Source organism: Amycolatopsis sp. N2S4-7, from assembly GCF_058119595.1.
This window is the reverse complement of record NZ_CP172299.1, coordinates 9,719,276-9,737,087: the sequence shown is the minus strand read 5'-3', so window position 1 is coordinate 9,737,087 and position 17,812 is coordinate 9,719,276. Positions and strand designations below refer to the sequence as shown.

Here is a 17,812-nt window from a genome sequence, read left to right as displayed (position 1 = left end):
GTCGCGGCTCAGGCCTCCGACTCCTCCGACAGCGAGCCGAAATCGAGGTTCGACCAGGGGCTCGCCGGGTCCTGAAGAAGCTGGTGGTGGACCCGCACGGCCGCCGGGTACCACTCGCCGAAGTCGTCGTCCTCGGCGTGCAGCACCCGGCCCATGACGTAGCCGGCCGACAGGTCGGCCCATGACTGGTGGTAGCGGCGCGCGAGGGAGCCGGCTTCGAGCACCATCAGCTCGGCGGTCAGCGCGTCGCAGTAGCCGGCCGCGAGTCCGCCGCGGGCGATGGTGACCGCGCGGCCGACGTCCCAGGACAGCGCCGTCGTGACGAAGCCGTCCGCGTCGACCAGGCCGTCGGCGCGGAACCGCTGCTCGTGGCGCGACACCCGGCGGACGGTGTGGCGCAGCTCGTCGATCTGGTCGGTGGCGTCGTTCTCCACGCACCACCGGTCGACCAGCTCGGCCCAGGTCAGCGGATCCAGCTCGCCGCCGGTCAAGCCGTACTCGGCGGCGAACCGCAGCCGCAGCATGAGCACCAGGTTGCCGGGCGTGAGCGCGTAACCGTCGCCGATCAGGTCGGCCATGGTGGCGCGCCAGGCCGGCGGGTCGGGCACGCCCCACCAGTCCCGCAGGCCCCGGACCTCGGCGACGTAGTCGTGGTAGCGGCCGTCGAGGACGTTCCACGGCGCCGCGTTGAGCACCGCCAGGTGCGCGCCGCACGCGAGCGCGTGCGCGATCGGCCCCTCGAGGTGCCCGTACGGCGCGGTGATCAGCCGCTCGACCTGCTCCTCCAGCGGCGTGACGTCGTCGAGGTGCGCGTCGAGCCACGGCTGCAGCGTCGCGCCCGGGAGCCGCCACTCGCCGCGGGTGCCACGGTTGAACACGACCCGCTCGTGCCGCCCGACCCCGTCGACCGCCCAGTCCAGCGCGCCGCTCATGGCCACGACGTCCGGGCCGAGGTCGGGCAGCGCGCCGCGGGTGAAGACCTGCAGGAACTCGTCGCCGCCGGTCTCGAAGTAGACGTTCGGGAACGTCTCCGCATGCTCGTCGAGGATGCTCCGCGCGTCCACCCGCCGGATCGGGACGAACAGCTCCTCCCCGGCGAGCAGGCCGAGGTAGCGGTCGAGGTCGCCCTCCCGCCGGGCGGCGGCGAGCTGGGCTTCCACGTCGGCGGGCGGCGGCAGGATCACGGGGCGGCTCCCTCCGCTCGGCCGGTCAGCACGACGAGCTTGCCCGCCGTCCGGTTGTGCTCCAGGTTGTCGTGCGCCTGCCGGATCTCCGCCATCGAGTAGACCTTGGCCGGGCCGAGGCTCGCTTCGCCGTCGGCGATCCGGTCGAGGTACCGCTGGAGGACGGACGCCGGCAGATCGTCCGCCTCACCACCATAAGCGGTCAACCGCACCCCGGCGGGAAGGTAACCGATCGGATAGAAATCCTTGATTGTCCACTGGTTGGACAACATGCCGGCGAAGCAGACCGTGCCGTGCACGCGGGTGGCGTTCAGGGTGTCGGGCAGGGTCGGCGTCCCGACGAGTTCGAGGGCCGCGTCGACGCCGTCCGGGACGATCTTCCGGACCTGCGCGGCGATGTCGCCGTCGTCGAGGAGCGGGTGGTCGACGCCGTGACCGGCGAGGGTCTGCAGGCGGTCCCGCTGCCGGGTGGTGGCGAAGACGGTGGCGCCGAGGTCGCGGGCCAGCGTCGCCGTCGCGAAGCCGAGGGCGGCCGTGCCGCCGCGGATCAGCAGGGTCTGGCCCTTCCGGAGGTCGAGGCCGGTGGTGAGCGAGCCGTACGCCGTCTGCAGCGTCTCCGGGACCTGGCCGAGGACCTCCCACGGCAGGTCGCTCCGGAACGGGATGACCTGCTCGCGCGGGACGAGTGTGTATTCGGCGTAGCCGCCGTCGAACGTGCGGCCCATCCCGCCCATCATGGTCGCGACCTGCTGCCCGCGCGTCAGGAGCCCGTCGGGGTCCTCGTCGACGATGCCGACGGCCTCGATGCCGGGCACGCGCGGGAACGTGACGCCGTCGGCGAGCCCGAGGCGGGTGTGCAGCTCGGAGCGGTTGAGGCCGAACGCCTTGACGGCGATCCGGACCCACCCCGGCCGCGTCGCGGGGACGGGAGGCTCGGTGAGCTCGAGGTTCTCGACCGGGCCGGGTTCACGGAGTACCACCGCGCGCATGGGGATCCTTTCTTCGCCGTCGAACAGGTCCTCCAACCACTTTGCCCGCGAGAACCTTCCGTGCCCGTGGCTGCTCTCCGAGGTGTTCGCGCGCGTTCTCGAATTTCACGAGGTGTTTTACCAACCATTTACCCGGAATGCGGCTGTCGTTGCCCGGCACTCCTGGTTGGAAAGTGACAGGCAACGCTCTCAACAGGGGAAAAAGGCCGGGTGTGGGCCGTTTGCCGCAGTGGTGACTGTGCGTTCGTGATCCGTTTCCTAACGCTGTCACAATTCTCAGGAAGATTTCTCGCGGGGACCGCCGATACTTGGTCGCACAGCCGACGGCTGTGCAATGCATCCTCATGGGGGGTGATCGCATTGCGCCACCGAGCGATTCTCATGCCACCCAGGAGTATGCCCATGCAGTCCAGCGATGTCGGTGTTCCCGGAACCGGTGTGGTTCCGGGCGTACCCACCCTGCCCGACGTCCCGGCGCCGCGGCTCGCCGCGCTCGAGCGCCTCGCCCCGCCCGCCGTGCGGACCGGCTTCAACCACGCCGCCCTGTCGGTGACCGACCTCGACCGCGCGGTCGCGTGGTACGAGCAGGTCTTCGGCCTCAAGCTCCTGCTCGGCCCGTTCTCCATCAGCAGCGACGCGCCCGGCGGCGGGCCCGCGTCGGACATCTACGGCGAGGGCTGGCAGAGCGCCCGGATCGCGCACATGGTCATGCCGGGCGGCACCGGAATCGAATTGTTCGAATTCACCGGCCCGGTGGCCGAGCGCCGTGCCGAAAACTTCGACTACTGGCGCACCGGCATCTTCCACATCTGCTTCACGTGCCTCGACGTGACCGAGACGGCCGACCGCATCACCCTTTTCGGCGGCCGCCAGCGCAGCAAGATCCACCAGGTGGGGCCGAAGTCGTGGTTCTGCTTCTGCGAAGACCCGTTCGGCAACGTGCTCGAGCTCGTCGACCAGACCTTCGAGGAGCTGTTCACCCCGCCGCCGGGTGTCGAGGACCCGGACGCCTGCTGAGCCGCGTCGGGTGGGGCACCTCGGGCCCCACCCGCCTACTTCTTCTTGGCCCGCTTCCGCTTCGGCTCGGCCTCCGCCTTGTCCTTCTCCGCCGTCGCCAGCAGTTCCTCGGCGTGCGCCCGGCCCGTCTCGTTGTCCATGCCGGCGAGCATCCGGGCCAGTTCGGAAACGCGCTCGGTCTGGCTCAGGTTCTTGACGCCGCTTCGCGTGACCCCGCCGGTGTGGCCCTTGTCCACCACCAGGTGCTGGTCCGCGAACGCCGCGACCTGGGGCAGGTGCGTCACCACCAGGACCTGGTGGGTGCGCGCCAGCCGGGCCAGCCGCCGGCCGATCTCGACCGCCGCACGGCCGCCGACCCCGGCGTCGACCTCGTCGAACACCAGCGTCTGAACCGTGTCCGCGTGCGCGAGGACCACCTCGATCGCCAGCATCACCCGCGACAGCTCACCGCCCGAAGCGGCCTTGTGCACCGGGAGCGGCGGGGCGCCGTCGTGCGCCCGCAGCAGCAGTTCGACGTCGTCGACGCCGTCCGGCCCCGCGTGCACCGCGCGGCCGTCGAGGGTCAGCGCGTGCGTGTCGCCGTGCTCGGCCGGGCGCTGCTCGACCGTCACCTCGATCGCGGCCTGGCCCATCGCCAGCCCGGACAGCTCGCGGGTGATCTCCGCCGCCAGCGATGCGGCCGCGTCGATGCGCGCGGCCGACACCTCGGCGGCGTGCGCGGCCAGCTGCACCGCGAGCCCGTCGCGCCGCATCGCCAGCTCGGCGAGCGCCTCCTCCGAGGTGTCCATGGTCTCGAGCCGCCGCCGGGCGTCGTCGGCCCAGGCGAGCACGCCGTCGACGTCCGCCGCGTACTTGCGGGTGAGCCGCTTGAGGTCGGCCTGGCGGGCCAGCACCTTCTCCAGCAGCGCCGGGTCGGCGTCCAGTGTCTCGACGTAGCTGCCCAGCTCGGCCCCGACGTCGGCCAGCAGCACCGACGCCTCCTCCAGCCGCGGCGCCAGCTCGCGCAGGACGGCGTCCTCGGACGTCGAGAGCCGCCGCAGCGCCTCCGAAACCAGGCCGGCCGCTCCCGGCGCGTCCGGATCGCCGTCCGGGGAGCCGGAGACCGCGGCGTGCGCTTCGGTGGCGGTCGCGCGCAGCTCGTCGACCGCCGCGAGCCGCTTGATCTGCTCGGTGAGCTCGACGTCCTCGCCCGGCTCCGGCGCGACGGCGTCGATTTCGGTGAGCCCGTGCTTGAGCAGGTCGGCCTGCTGGGCCATCTCCCGGGAGCGCGTCGACCGCTCGGTCAGCTCGGCGATCACCGCCAGCCACTCCGACCGGGTCTCCTGGTACGCGCTCAGCGGTTTCGCCACCGAATCGCCGGCGAACCGGTCGATCACCGCGCGCTGCTCGGCCGGGCGCAGCAGCCGGAGCTGGTCGTTCTGCCCGTGCACCGCGATCAGCTGTTCGGACAGCTCCGCGAGCACGCCGACCGGCACGGACCGGCCGCCGAGGTGGGCGCGGGACCGCCCGTCGACAGCGACCGCGCGCAGCGCGATCACGCTGCCGTCCTCGTCCACGTCGGCGCCCGAGTCGGCGACGATCCGTTCGGCGCCTTCGACGCCGGAATACGTGAACCGTCCTTCCACGAACGCCTTGAGCATCCCCGTCCGGACCTTGGACACCTCGGCCCGGCCCCCGGAGAGCAGGTGCAGCCCGGTGACGACCATGGTCTTACCGGCACCCGTCTCACCGGTCACGACGGTGAAGCCCGCGTGCAGTTCCAGCAGGGCGTCCTCGATGACTCCGAGGCCCTGGATGCGCATCTCGGCCAGCACGCCGCCTACCGTAGCGGCCCCCACCGACACTCTGCGCGCGCGGGAGCCCGGCGAGTCGCCGATATGTTCGAATTAGGCGGTGAACGGACTCATTCGGCGGGGCGGGCGTGCCGTTCGCGCCAGCTCTTCACCGGCAGCGAGAACTTCTGCACCAGGCGATCGGTGAACGGGCCGTCCCAGAGCCGCACCAGGCGCACCGGGATCGTGCCGCAGGTGACCCGCACGCGGGCACCTGGCGGCAGGTCGATGTGCCGCGTCCCGTCGCAGGTCAGCACGGCGGACGAGCCGTCCGGGTCGATCCCGACCGTGATCACCGAGCTCCGCGAGACGACCAGCGGCCGCGAGAACATCGCGTGCGCGTTGCTCGGCACGACCAGCAGCGCCTGGACGTCCGGCCAGATGATCGGGCCGCCCGCCGAAAACGCGTACGCCGTCGAACCGGTCGGTGTGGCGCACAGCACACCGTCGCAGCCGAAGGCGGACACCGGGCGGCCGTCGACCTCGATCAGCGCGTCCAGGACCCGCTCGCGGGTGCTCTTCTCGACGCTGGCTTCGTTGAGCGCCCAGGTGCGGGCGACCTCTTCGCCGTCGTGGGTGACCGTGACGTCGATGGTCATCCGCTCTTCGACCTGGTAGTCGCCGTCGACGACGCGCTGCACGGTGTCGGCCAGCGCGTCCGAGTCGGCCTCCGCGAGGAAGCCGACGCGCCCGAGGTTCACGCCGAGCACCGGCACCCCGGCGGGGCGGGCCAGCTCGGCCGCGCGCAGCAGCGTGCCGTCGCCACCCAGGACGAAGACCAGCTCGACGCCGTCGGCGGGGTTGTCGTTCGGGTCCACGACGGTGCAGGACGACCCGACGCCGTGCTCGTCCGGGTTGATCAGCGCGCAGACGTCCTCTTCGATCACCCGGATCCGGATGCCGGCCTTGGCGAAGCGCGCCGAAACTTCGCGCGCGGCCTCGCCCGTCGCGTCGCGATCGGGGTGCACCATGAGGAGCACTTCACGTTCGGTGGTCATGCGGGCCCTTCCTCGACGGCGGTTCGGACGAGCCGCTCGGCCTCAGACCTGTCTACCGCGTCCACAGTGGACCCGGCCACGTGTTCTTTCCTCAGCCACACGAAGTACTCGACGTTCCCGGACGGCCCGGGCAGCGGGCTGGCGGTGACGCCGCGCAGCGCGAGCCCCAGTTTCGCGGCCTCGTCGATCACGGTGAGCACGGATTCGGCGCGCAGTTCCGGGTCGCGGACGACGCCGCCGCTGCCGAGCCGGTCCTTGCCCACCTCGAACTGCGGTTTCACCATCGGCACGAGGTCGGCGCCTTCGCGCGCGCAGGCGGCGAGCGCGGGCAGCACGAGCTTGAGCGAGATGAACGAGAGGTCCCCGACGACGACGTCGACCTGGCCGCCGAGGTCCTCGGGAGAGAGGTTGCGAACATTGGTGCGGTCCATGACCACCACCCGTTCGTCGGTGCGGATCCGCCAGTCGAGGAGGCCGCGGCCGACGTCGGCGGCGATCACGGTCGCGGCGCCGTTGCGGAGCAGGACGTCGGTGAAGCCGCCGGTGGACGCGCCCGCGTCGAGGCAGCGCTTGCCTTCGACGCTGAGCCCGGTGAACGCGGCCAGGGCGCCGAGCAGCTTGTGCGCGCCGCGCGAGGCCCAACCGGGGTCGTCCTCGTCCTTCACGACGATCGGCGCGCCGGTTTCGACGCCGGTGGCGGGTTTGGTCGCGACCATGCCGCGCACGGTGACCTTGCCGCCGGTGATCAGGGCCGACGCCTGCTCGCGCGACCGGGCGAGGCCGCGCCGAACCAGTTCCGCGTCGAGGCGGGCCCGCTTGGGCACGCCGGTCAGACCTTGTCGATGCTGGACAGGGCGACGGTCAGCTCGGTGTGCACGGCGTCGAAGCGCTCGACGTGCTCGGCGAGCGGCAGTGCGTCCAGGTCGTCCAGGCCGGCGACGGCTTCGTCGATACCGGCCCGCGGGTCGGTCTGCGGCGAGAACGAACCGGGCGGGGGTCCCGGGACGGGGTACGGATGATCCTGCACGTTACGAACGGTATCAGCCGGTCAGGCCGAGCCGTGCCAGCGCGGGGTCGTCGCCACGGACCCGGGTGACCCCGGTCTCCCAGGCCATGTGGCACAGCGCGCGGAGCAGGTCCAGGTCGTCGCCTTCGCCGTCCACCACGAGCGCGTCGTCCCGCACCTCGACCGACCAGCCGGGGCGGGGCCCGATCCTGAGGTCCTCGGCCGGCTCGGTGAGCGCGGTGAGGTCCGCGGCGAGGTAGGTGCCGCGCTCGGCCGGGACGGCCGTGACCAGCTGCGCCGGCGTCGCGACGCCGGAGAGCACGACCAGCGAGTCGATGCCCGCGGCGACCGCGCCGGCGATGTCGGTGTCCAGCCGGTCGCCGACGACCAGGGGCCGGTCCGCGCCCGCCGACCGCGCCGCGGTCTCGAACAGCAACGGCTCCGGCTTCCCGGCGACGAGCGGTTCGACGTCCGTGGCGGTGCGGAGGGCGGCGACCATCGAGCCGTTGCCCGGCAGCAGGCCGCGCTCGCTGGGCAGCGTGGCGTCGACGTTGCAGGCCACCCACAGCGCGCCCGCGCGGATGGCCAGGCAGGCCTCGGCCAGCGCGGCCCAGGTGTTGTCCGGCGAGTGGCCCTGGACGACGGCCTGGACGCCGTCGCCGTTCTCCCGCACGGGCTCCAGCCCGGCCTGGCGGACTTCGGCGGCGAGCGACTCGGTGCCGACGACGAGGACCTCGGCGCCGGCCTCGAGCCGGTCCTTGAGGAGCACGACGCCGGCCTGGGCGCTGGTGTGCACCTCGTCGGCCCCGGCGGGCATGCCGAGGTCGACGAGGTGCTCGACGACCTCGGCCGGCGCCTTGGACGCGTTGTTCGTGACGAACCGGACCGGCGTGCCGTGCTCGCGGGCCGCCCGGACCGTCTCGGGAGCGCCCGGGATCACCCGGGCGCCGTGGTAGACGGTGCCGTCGAGGTCGAAGAGGACCGCGTCGTAGGCCGCGAACAAGGCGTCACTCATCGGTGGCTTCGGCGTCCTTCTCCTCGTTCGACAGGTCCGCGGCGCGCTCGGAAGCGTCGGTCTCGTCCTCCGCGTCGGCCTCGGCCGCGTTGAGGAACCACCGGACGGCCTCTTCCTTGCGCCCGGCGGCCGCGAGGTTGTCGGCGTAGGCGTAGAAGAGCCGCGCGCTCCACGGGTCGCGCTTCTCGGCCTTGAGGTTGTCGCTCTGCAGCGACACGACGGCGGCGTCGAGCTGCCCGAGGTCCCGGCGCGCTCCGGCCGCGACGATCGCGAGCTCGATCTGGGTGGCCTTCGCCAGCTTCGCCGTGTCGACCTCCTTCGCGAGGTCGAGGGCCCGCTCGGGGCGCCCGAGCGCGCGCTCGGCGTCGGCGATGATGGCGATGTGGTTGTCGGTGCGGGTCATCCGCCGGACGGCCCGCAGTTCCGACAGCGCCTCCGACCAGTTGCCGGCGTGGTAGGCGACCAGGCCCAGCGCCTCGCGCACGATCGGGACGCGGGAGGCCTTGGCCTTGGCGTACTTGGCGTGCTCGAGAGCGGCCTCGGGATCGCTGTCGATCAGGCCCCCGGCCGCGACGAGGTGCTTCCCGACGGTCTCGGCCAGCCCCTTCGGCAGGGTCCTCAACTCGCGGCGGGCGTCCTCGTCGAGGTCGGAGAACTCGATGTCCTCGGGCAGTTCCGGCGCCTCGAGAAGTTCCCTGGCGAGGGCTTCGTCGTCGAGCGGAGCGCCGACCTTGGGCCGCGGGTCCCGCCGCGGACGGTCGTCCCGGCGGTCTTTGCGGTCCCCATGATCCCGAGCCGCGGGACGGCTGTCCTCGCGCCGCTCGGGCCGGTCGTCGCGGCGCTGGGTGCTGTCGTAGCGCTTGCCGGCGTCGCGGGAGGCACCCCCGGTGCGCTCGCTCCGGTTGTCGCGGTTTTCGTCGTCGCGACGCTGGTAGCTGCCGCGGTCGCCGCGCGAATCGCTGCCGGTACGGCTGCGGTCTTCGGAACGGAAACCACCCGTCCGGGCGCCGCGGTCATCGTCGCGGCGCTGGTAGCTGCCCTTCGAATCGTCGCGACGCTGGTAACCACCGCGGTCACCGCGGGAGTCGCTGCTGCCCCGGCCACGGTTGTCGGAGCGGAAACCACCGGAGCGGGCGCCACGGTCATCGTCGCGGCGGCCCGAGCTGCCGCTGCGGTCTTCCCAGCGCGGCTTGCGGTCGCCGTACGAGGACTTGCCCTGCGGGCGGCCCCCGCTGGGCCGACCGCCACGGTCGTCGAAGCTGCGGCCCGGCCGGCTGTCCGAGCTGCTCCCGGAGCGGTTGTCGCTCCGGTTCTCGTAGCTACCGCCGGAGCGGCTGCCGCCCCGGTTGTCGGAGCGCCCACCGGAACGGCTGTCGCTACGGCCCTGGTAGCCACCGCCCGAGCGGCTATCGCTCCGGCCCTCGTAGCCACCACCGGAACGGCTGCCACCCCGGCTCTCGTAACTGCCGCCCGAACGGCTGCCGCCCCGGCCCTCGTAGCTACCGCCGGAACGGTTGTCGCTACGGCCCTGGTAGCCACCGCTCGAACGGTTGTCGCTACGGCCCTGGTAGCCACCGCTCGAACGGTTGTCGCTACGGCCCTCGTAGCCGCCGCCGGAACGGCTGCCACCCCGGTTCTCGTAGCTACCGCCCGAGCGGCTGTCGCTGCGGCCCTGGTAGCTACCGCCGGAACGGCTGCCGCCCCGGTTCTCGTAGCTGCCGCCGGAACGGGTGTCGCTTCGGTTCTCGGAACTTCCGCCGGAGCGACTGCCGCCCCGGCCCTCGTAGCCGCCACCCGAGCGGCTGCCGCCGCGGTCGTCGGAGCGGCCGCCGCCGGAATAGCGGTTGCCGCCGGTGTCGCGGCTGCCGTAGCCGCCGCGGCGGTCGTCACGGTCGCCCGTGCTGCGGTTGCTGTCGCGGCTCTGACCTGCGTAACCCCCGCGCTGGTCGCGGTCACGGGGACCGTCGCCGCCGCGGAAGGGCTTGCCGCCGCCGCGGACACCGCGGTCGTCGCGGCGTGGCCGCCCCTGGTGGGTACTGTCGCGCCCGCCGCGGTCCTGCCGCGCGCCGCGCCGGTCTCCCCCGGGTGCGTCCGGCCGGCCCCGGGAGCCTTCGTCCCGGCGTGCCGACCGGCCGGACCCATCATCCGCTGAGTCTCGTCGACCGAACTCGGACACCTGGCCTCCTGCCGTGGAAAAAATCATGTCTGGACATACGCGTACGGCCCGCTAGGGCAGCCAACTGGCTATCCTAACGGGCCGTACGGAAGGTTAGTTCGGCGGTGTCCTACTCTCCCACAACCCTTCGGTTGCAGTACCATCGGCGCTGTCAGGCTTAGCTTCCGGGTTCGGAATGGGACCGGGCGTTTCCCTGACGCTATAACCACCGAAACACTACGAAACAACACACACAACGTGTGGTGTTTCAGAGCTGTAGAGTGGATGCGTAACATCTTCGTGGGCAAGTCCTCGGCCTATTAGTACCAGTCAACTCGACAACACATTACTGTGCTTCCATTTCTGGCCTATCAACCCAATGGTCTGTTGGGGGCCTTAACCCACAAAGGGTGGGATACCTCATCTTGGAACAGGCTTCCCGCTTAGATGCCTTCAGCGGTTATCCCTTCCGAACGTGGCCAACCAGCCATGCCCCTGGCGGGACAACTGGCACACCAGAGGTTCGTCCGTCCCGGTCCTCTCGTACTAGGGACAGCCTTCCTCAAGTATCCTACGCGCGCGGCGGATAGGGACCGAACTGTCTCACGACGTTCTAAACCCAGCTCGCGTGCCGCTTTAATGGGCGAACAGCCCAACCCTTGGGACCTACTCCGGCCCCAGGATGCGACGAGCCGACATCGAGGTGCCAAACCATGCCGTCGATATGGACTCTTGGGCAAGATCAGCCTGTTATCCCCGGGGTACCTTTTATCCGTTGAGCGACACCCCTTCCACCAGGTGGTGCCGGATCACTAGTCCCGACTTTCGTCCCTGCTCGACATGTCTGTCTCACAGTCAAGCTCCCTTGTGCACTTGCACTCAACACCTGATTGCCAACCAGGCTGAGGGAACCTTTGGGCGCCTCCGTTACTCTTTAGGAGGCAACCGCCCCAGTTAAACTACCCATCAGGCACTGTCCCTGAACCAGATCATGGCCCGAGGTTCAGATTCCCAATTCGACCAGAGTGGTATTTCAACAACGACTCCACAGCCACTAGCGTGACCACTTCACAGTCTCCCACCTATCCTACACAAGCCGAACCGAAAACCAATACCAAACTATAGTAAAGGTCCCGGGGTCTTTCCGTCCTGCCGCGCGTAACGAGCATCTTTACTCGTAGTGCAATTTCGCCGGGCCTGTGGTTGAGACAGCCGGAAAGTCGTTACGCCATTCGTGCAGGTCGGAACTTACCCGACAAGGAATTTCGCTACCTTAGGATGGTTATAGTTACCACCGCCGTTTACTGGCGCTTAAATTCTCAGCTTCGCCCCGAAAGGCTAACCGGTCCTCTTAACGTTCCAGCACCGGGCAGGCGTCAGTCCATATACATCGTCTTGCGACTTCGCATGGACCTGTGTTTTTAGTAAACAGTCGCTTTCCGCTGGTCTCTGCGGCCACCCACCCCTAGCCCGAAAAAGGCTTCAAGGTGTTTGGCCCCCCTTCTCCCGAAGTTACGGGGGCATTTTGCCGAGTTCCTTAACCACAGTTCACCCGATCGCCTTGGTATTCTCTACCTGACCACCTGTGTTGGTTTGGGGTACGGGCCGTGCATGCACTCACTAGAGGCTTTTCTCGGCAGCATAGGATCACTCTACTTCGCCTCAAACGGCTACGCATCACGTCTCAGAGTATATAAAGCACGGATTTGCCTATGCTTTCTCCTACACGCTTACACCAGGACAACCATCGCCTGGCGGAGCTACCTTCCTGCGTCACCCCATCGCTTGACTACTACGAAATCAGGTCCCACGCTCCACACACACCCCTCCGTCCGAAGACATTGGGACGCGGCTTTGGGTGGTTAGTATCAAACGCCTCGTCATGGGCGCACATGCTCGGGTACGGGAATATCAACCCGTTGTCCATCGACTACGCCTGTCGGCCTCGCCTTAGGTCCCGACTTACCCTGGGCGGATTAGCCTGGCCCAGGAACCCTTGGTCATCCGGCGGCAGAGTTTCTCACTCTGCATTCGCTACTCATGCCTGCATTCTCACTCCCACACCCTCCACCACTGGTTTCCACCGTGGCTTCCCTGGATGCAGGACGCTCCCCTACCCATCAACACGACTACACAACACTCTCAAGGAGCGAAGCGGATCTCATGTGTCAATGACACAGCTTCGGCGGTGTGCTTAAGCCCCGCTACATTGTCGGCGCAGGACCACTTGACCAGTGAGCTATTACGCACTCTTTCAAGGGTGGCTGCTTCTAAGCCAACCTCCTGGTTGTCTGGGCAATCCCACATCCTTTCCCACTGAGCACACACTTAGGGGCCTTAGCTGGTGTTCTGGGCTGTTTCCCTCTCGACGACGAAGCTTATCCCCCGCCGTCTCACTGCCACGCTCTCACTTATTGGTATTCGGAGTTTGGTTGATTTCGGTAACCCGGTAAGGCCCCTAGACCATCCAGTAGCTCTACCCCCAACAAGAAACACGTGACGCTGCACCTAAATGCATTTCGGGGAGAACCAGCTATCACGGAGTTTGATTGGCCTTTCACCCCTACCCACAGCTCATCCCCTCAGTTTTCAACCTAAGTGGGTTCGGGCCTCCACGACGTCTTACCGTCGCTTCACCCTGGCCATGGGTAGATCACTCCGCTTCGGGTCTAGACCACGCGACTCATTCGCCCTATTCAGACTCGCTTTCGCTACGGCTACCCCACACGGGTTAACCTCGCCACGCAGCACTAACTCGCAGGCTCATTCTTCAAAAGGCACGCCATCACCCAACAAAGCAGGCTCTGACGGCTTGTAGGCACACGGTTTCAGGTACTCTTTCACTCCCCTCCCGGGGTACTTTTCATCTTTCCCTCACGGTACTCGTCCGCTATCGGTCTTCAGGAAGTATTTAGGCTTACCGGGTGGTCCCGGCAGATTCACAGCAAATTCCACGAGCTCGCTGCTACTCGGGAACACCAAACAAACAATCCACACCGTGTTTTCGCGTACGGGGCTCTCACCCACTCCGGCCGCCCATCCCAAGGCGTTCCACTAACACGAGTAATCATTCCGAGGACTGTCAGATCCTCGACGCTGGGTCCCACAACACCACACACACAACGCCTGACAGCTTGACATGTGCATGGTTTAGCCTCTTCCGCTTTCGCTCGCCACTACTCACGGAATCACTTTTGTTTTCTCTTCCTACGGGTACTGAGATGTTTCACTTCCCCGCGTTCCCTCCACACACCCTATATATTCAGGTGCGGGTAACACCACATCACTGGTGCTGGGTTTCCCCATTCGGAAATCCTCGGATCACAGCTCGGTTGACAGCTCCCCGAGGCTTATCGCAGCCTCCTACGTCCTTCATCGGCTCCTGAAGCCAAGACATCCACCATGTGCCCTTAACAACTTGACCACAAAGATGCTCGCATCCACTCTACAGTTCTCAAACACCACACCAGAAACAAAACGTCCCTCGGGGGGTTAGCCCCAGGCGTGTTGCCTCAGGACCCAACAGCGTGCCAATGAACAACTTGCCCTCCAGGCGCCGGCCCTGCTTTCCACACGGACAAGTCCGTAGTACTCACCGAGGCATTGCCAACCAGAACAAGCCATAACCAGTAGTTCCACGATTCCTTGAGCAAGCCCGGCAACACCACGTTCGGATGTTAAACCGCGCCCACCCCACGCTCTGAATCCGGGAATCCCGGGAACATGGATGTGTTGTGCTCCTTAGAAAGGAGGTGATCCAGCCGCACCTTCCGGTACGGCTACCTTGTTACGACTTCGTCCCAATCGCCAGTCCCACCTTCGACCACTCCCTCCCCTTACGGGGTTGGGCCATGGGCTTCGGGTGTTACCGACTTTCATGACGTGACGGGCGGTGTGTACAAGGCCCGGGAACGTATTCACCGCAGCGTTGCTGATCTGCGATTACTAGCGACTCCGACTTCACGCAGTCGAGTTGCAGACTGCGATCCGAACTGAGACCGGCTTTAAGGGATTCGCTCCACCTCGCGGTATCGCAGCCCTCTGTACCAGCCATTGTAGCATGTGTGAAGCCCTGGACATAAGGGGCATGATGACTTGACGTCATCCCCACCTTCCTCCGAGTTGACCCCGGCAGTCTCCCACGAGTCCCCGCCATAACGCGCTGGCAACGTAGGATAAGGGTTGCGCTCGTTGCGGGACTTAACCCAACATCTCACGACACGAGCTGACGACAGCCATGCACCACCTGTACACCAACCACAAGGGAAGCCCCATCTCTGGGGATGTCTGGCGCATGTCAAGCCCAGGTAAGGTTCTTCGCGTTGCATCGAATTAATCCACATGCTCCGCCGCTTGTGCGGGCCCCCGTCAATTCCTTTGAGTTTTAGCCTTGCGGCCGTACTCCCCAGGCGGGGCGCTTAATGCGTTAGCTACGGCACGGACAACGTGGATGTCGCCCACACCTAGCGCCCAACGTTTACAGCGTGGACTACCAGGGTATCTAATCCTGTTCGCTCCCCACGCTTTCGCTCCTCAGCGTCAGTATCGGCCCAGAGACCCGCCTTCGCCACCGGTGTTCCTCCTGATATCTGCGCATTTCACCGCTACACCAGGAATTCCAGTCTCCCCTACCGAACTCAAGTCTGCCCGTATCGACCGCACGCTCCACGTTAAGCGTGGAGATTTCACGGCCGACGCGACAAACCGCCTACGAGCTCTTTACGCCCAATAAATCCGGACAACGCTCGCACCCTACGTATTACCGCGGCTGCTGGCACGTAGTTAGCCGGTGCTTCTTATCCAGGTACCGTCACTTGCGCTTCGTCCCTGGCGAAAGAGGTTTACAACCCGAAGGCCGTCATCCCTCACGCGGCGTCGCTGCATCAGGCTTTCGCCCATTGTGCAATATTCCCCACTGCTGCCTCCCGTAGGAGTCTGGGCCGTGTCTCAGTCCCAGTGTGGCCGGTCACCCTCTCAGGCCGGCTACCCGTCGTCGCCTTGGTAGGCCACTACCCCACCAACAAGCTGATAGGCCGCGGGTTCATCCTGCACCGCCAGAACTTTCAACCCTCTCCCATGCGAGAGAAAGTGATATCCGGTATTAGACCCCGTTTCCAAGGCTTATCCCAGAGTGCAGGGCAGATTACCCACGTGTTACTCACCCGTTCGCCACTCATCCCCGGCCGAAACCGGTTCAGCGTTCGACTTGCATGTGTTAAGCACGCCGCCAGCGTTCGTCCTGAGCCAGGATCAAACTCTCCAACAATGAACAGTTTAATCGAGGCAAATTAATGCTCTCAAAGGAACCTCATACGAGGTTCAAAAATAAGCTCTACTGGCTTAGTTCACTAGCACACTGTTGAGTTCTCAAGCAACACACCCCGAACCCGCCGCGATCAAGCGGCCCGCTCGAAGCGAGTCATTCCTAGCAGTTTTTGGTGGGACACCCACTCAATCGCCTTCAGCGAGAGCTTGGTTCGTGTCCCGGCGGCCACCCGGTTTCCCTGGCGACTTGGAGAACTTTACACCCCCTCCGAGGGCCCGGAACAGGGGGGTACCTTAACCGCGTTCCCGCAGGTCAAGACCCTGTTTCGGGCCCTCGGAGGCGGTCACCCGCCGAGGGCGACGCCGGCGACGCTCCGCTTGCCCTTGCGGACCACGAGCCACTTGCCGTGGAGGGCGTCCTCGCGGGCCGGCTTCCACTCCTCGTCCGCGATCTTCACGTTGTTGACGTACGCGCCGCCCTCCTTGACCGTGCGGCGCGCGGCGCCCTTGCTGTCCACCAGTCCCCCGGCGAGCAGGAGGTCGACGATCGTCGACTCACCCGCGGGGTCGACCTGGCCGTTCGGCACCTCGGCCATCGCCGCGTCGAGCGTGCGCTCGTCCAGTTCGCCGAGCTCACCGCGGCCGAACAGGGCCTGGCTGGCGGTGATCACCTGCCGGGTCTGGTCCTCGCCGTGCACCAGGGTGGTGAACTCCTCCGCCAGCCGGCGCTGCGCGGCGCGCAGGTGGGGGCGCTGTTCGGTGTCCTCCGCCAGCGCGGCGATCTCCTCCTGGCCGAGGAACGTGAACATCCGCAGGTAGCGGATCACGTCGGCGTCGCCCACGTTGACGAAGTACTGGTACCAGGCGTACGGCGAGGTCATCTCCGGGTCGAGCCAGAGGTTCCCGCCGCCGGTGGACTTGCCGAACTTCCGCCCCTCGGCGTCGGTGACCAGCGGCGCGGTCAGCGCGTGCACGCCCGCCCCGTCGGTCCGGCGGATCAGGTCGACCCCGCCGACGAGGTTGCCCCACTGGTCGGACCCGCCGACCTGCAGCTTGCAGCCGTACTGGCGGTGCAGCTGCAGGTAGTCCTGCGACTGCAGGAGCAGGTAGCTGAACTCGGTGTAGGACATGCCGTCGCCGTCGAGCCGGCGCTTGACCGTCTCCCGGTTGAGCATGACGTTGACCGAGAAGTGCTTGCCGACGTCGCGCAGGAACTCGAGGACGTTCTGCTGCCCGGTCCAGTTGAGGTTGTTCTCGACGATCGCCCCGGTCGGCGACTCGTCGAAGTCGACGAACCGTTCGAGCTGGCCGCGGATGCGCCCCGCCCACTCGGCGACGACGTCGAGGGTGTTCAGCGTGCGCTCACCGGTGTCGCGCGGGTCGCCGATCATCCCGGTCGCGCCGCCGGCCAGCACGATCGGCCGGTGCCCGGCGCGCTGGAAGCGCTTGAGCATGAGCAGCGGGACGAGGTTGCCGGCGTGCAGGCTGGGCGCGGTGGGGTCGAAGCCGCAATAGAGCGTCACGGGACCCTGGTCGAGCTCGCGCCGGAGGGCGTCGATGTCGGTGGACTGCGCGATGAGACCGCGCCAGGACAGCTCGTCGAGGATGTGTTCGCTCACGCCTGTAGATCCTCCCGCACCAGGTCAACCGACTAACTGGCGGGTCGGACCCGCCGCTTCCCGCCGCGGCGGTAGGTGGACACGGCCGGGGAGCCGTCGACCCAGAACCGCCACGGCGTGTCCATCGCCATCGCGACGCCGACCCGGGGACCGGTGCGGATCTCCTCCGGCGGCACCCGCTCGCCGACGTGCAGACGGACCGGGGACGCCGGGTCGGTCAGGTCGACGCCGTTCTGCTCGCGGTCGATGCGGAGCACCGAAGTGAGGATGGCCGGGCCCTTCGCCAGCTCGCCGGTCCCCCGCGCGGCCGGGCGCCGCTTGCGGACGACGTCGACACCCGTGACGACCTCGCCGGCCCGCAGCAGCACCGCGCCGGCCACGCCGTCGTGGGAACCGACGATGTTCGCGCAGAAGTGCATGCCGTAGACGAAGTAGACGTAGAGGTGGCCGGCGGGACCCCACATGACCGCGTTGCGCGGGGTCTGTCCCCGGTAGCAGTGCGACGCCGGGTCGTCCTCGCCGCGGTAGGCCTCGACTTCGACCAGCCGGACGCCGACCGTGCCGTCGGGGCCGTCGGCCTCCAGGACCGAGCCGAGCAGCAGCTGGGCCAGGTCGACCGGGTCGAGCGCCAGTTCGTCACGGGTGAACAACCGGCCTGCGTCGCCGCTCAAGCGAGCTCCTCTCCTCGGCTGACTGGCGCGATCACCCTAACCCTTGAGCGATCGCTCAAAG

The 17,812-nt window shown here is 67.4% G+C and carries 11 protein-coding genes and 3 rRNA genes; 1 reads left to right on the top strand and 13 read right to left on the bottom strand.

All coding sequences use genetic code 11. The features are described 5' to 3' along the window. Window positions 1–8 precede the first annotated feature (8 nt). Both ACH54P_RS45995 and ACH54P_RS45990 read right to left on the bottom strand, forming a co-directional pair. Entirely contained in the window at window positions 9–1,184 is a 1,176-nt protein-coding gene (locus tag ACH54P_RS45995; RefSeq protein ID WP_489909592.1) for a DUF1266 domain-containing protein, read from the bottom strand. Further along, window positions 1,181–2,173 (bottom strand): zinc-binding alcohol dehydrogenase family protein, encoded by a 993-nt coding sequence (locus ACH54P_RS45990; protein WP_489909591.1) that lies wholly within the window; start codon window positions 2,171–2,173, stop codon window positions 1,181–1,183. The genes ACH54P_RS45995 and ACH54P_RS45990 overlap by 4 nt, the downstream gene beginning before the upstream one ends. A 402-nt stretch (window positions 2,174–2,575) precedes the next feature. Here ACH54P_RS45990 and ACH54P_RS45985 point away from each other — a divergent pair, with 402 nt between their 5' ends. Further along, a complete protein-coding gene (locus ACH54P_RS45985) occupies window positions 2,576–3,190 on the top strand; it encodes a VOC family protein (protein WP_489909590.1) in 615 nt (204 codons plus the stop codon). Window positions 3,191–3,225: 35 nt separating this feature from the next. Here the strand turns inward: ACH54P_RS45985 and recN are convergent, their stop codons facing one another. From recN to ACH54P_RS45930, 11 genes are all read right to left on the bottom strand, one after another. After that, window positions 3,226–5,004 (bottom strand): DNA repair protein RecN, encoded by a 1,779-nt coding sequence (recN, locus tag ACH54P_RS45980; protein ID WP_489909589.1) that lies wholly within the window; start codon window positions 5,002–5,004, stop codon window positions 3,226–3,228. Between the two features lie 89 nt (window positions 5,005–5,093). Continuing rightward, window positions 5,094–6,020: an NAD kinase gene (locus ACH54P_RS45975; protein ID WP_489909588.1), complete on the bottom strand. Its 927-nt coding sequence runs from the start codon at window positions 6,018–6,020 to the stop codon at window positions 5,094–5,096. Next, window positions 6,017–6,844 (bottom strand): TlyA family RNA methyltransferase, encoded by an 828-nt coding sequence (locus tag ACH54P_RS45970; RefSeq protein WP_489909587.1) that lies wholly within the window; start codon window positions 6,842–6,844, stop codon window positions 6,017–6,019. The genes ACH54P_RS45975 and ACH54P_RS45970 overlap by 4 nt, the downstream gene beginning before the upstream one ends. A gap of 5 nt (window positions 6,845–6,849) precedes the next feature. Next, window positions 6,850–7,047, bottom strand: coding sequence for a hypothetical protein (locus ACH54P_RS45965; protein ID WP_247021542.1), 198 nt, complete (start codon window positions 7,045–7,047; stop codon window positions 6,850–6,852). A 13-nt stretch (window positions 7,048–7,060) separates the two neighbouring features. Beyond that, entirely contained in the window at window positions 7,061–8,041 is a 981-nt protein-coding gene (locus tag ACH54P_RS45960) for an HAD-IIA family hydrolase (RefSeq protein ID WP_489909586.1), read from the bottom strand. After that, window positions 8,034–10,217 (bottom strand): hypothetical protein, encoded by a 2,184-nt coding sequence (locus tag ACH54P_RS45955; protein WP_489909585.1) that lies wholly within the window; start codon window positions 10,215–10,217, stop codon window positions 8,034–8,036. The genes ACH54P_RS45960 and ACH54P_RS45955 overlap by 8 nt, the downstream gene beginning before the upstream one ends. A 96-nt stretch (window positions 10,218–10,313) precedes the next feature. Beyond that, window positions 10,314–10,430 (bottom strand): 5S ribosomal RNA (gene rrf / locus ACH54P_RS45950). Between the two features lie 66 nt (window positions 10,431–10,496). After that, window positions 10,497–13,620 (bottom strand): 23S ribosomal RNA (locus tag ACH54P_RS45945). 321 nt (window positions 13,621–13,941) lie between these two features. Next, window positions 13,942–15,462: ribosomal RNA gene (locus ACH54P_RS45940) — 16S ribosomal RNA — on the bottom strand. The 16S, 23S and 5S rRNA genes sit together here, the layout of an rRNA operon. Window positions 15,463–15,805: 343 nt before the next feature. Further along, the gene (gene tyrS / locus ACH54P_RS45935) at window positions 15,806–17,080 is read right to left on the bottom strand and encodes a tyrosine--tRNA ligase (RefSeq protein WP_489909584.1); all 1,275 of its coding nucleotides are present in this window, start codon (window positions 17,078–17,080) and stop codon (window positions 15,806–15,808) included. A 32-nt stretch (window positions 17,081–17,112) separates the two neighbouring features. Beyond that, window positions 17,113–17,751, bottom strand: a complete 639-nt coding sequence (locus ACH54P_RS45930; protein WP_489909583.1) for a DNA-3-methyladenine glycosylase — start codon at window positions 17,749–17,751, stop codon at window positions 17,113–17,115. Window positions 17,752–17,812 lie beyond the last annotated feature (61 nt).

Excerpts from the sequence above, each read along its gene's own strand:
- ACH54P_RS45990 (WP_489909591.1), bottom strand. The coding sequence starts at position 2,173 with ATGCGCGCGGTGGTACTCCGTGAACCCGGCCCGGTCGAGAACCTCGAG.
- ACH54P_RS45985 (WP_489909590.1), top strand. The coding sequence starts at position 2,576 with ATGCAGTCCAGCGATGTCGGTGTTCCCGGAACCGGTGTGGTTCCGGGC.
- ACH54P_RS45975 (WP_489909588.1), bottom strand. The coding sequence starts at position 6,020 with ATGACCACCGAACGTGAAGTGCTCCTCATGGTGCACCCCGATCGCGAC.
- ACH54P_RS45960 (WP_489909586.1), bottom strand. The coding sequence starts at position 8,041 with ATGAGTGACGCCTTGTTCGCGGCCTACGACGCGGTCCTCTTCGACCTC.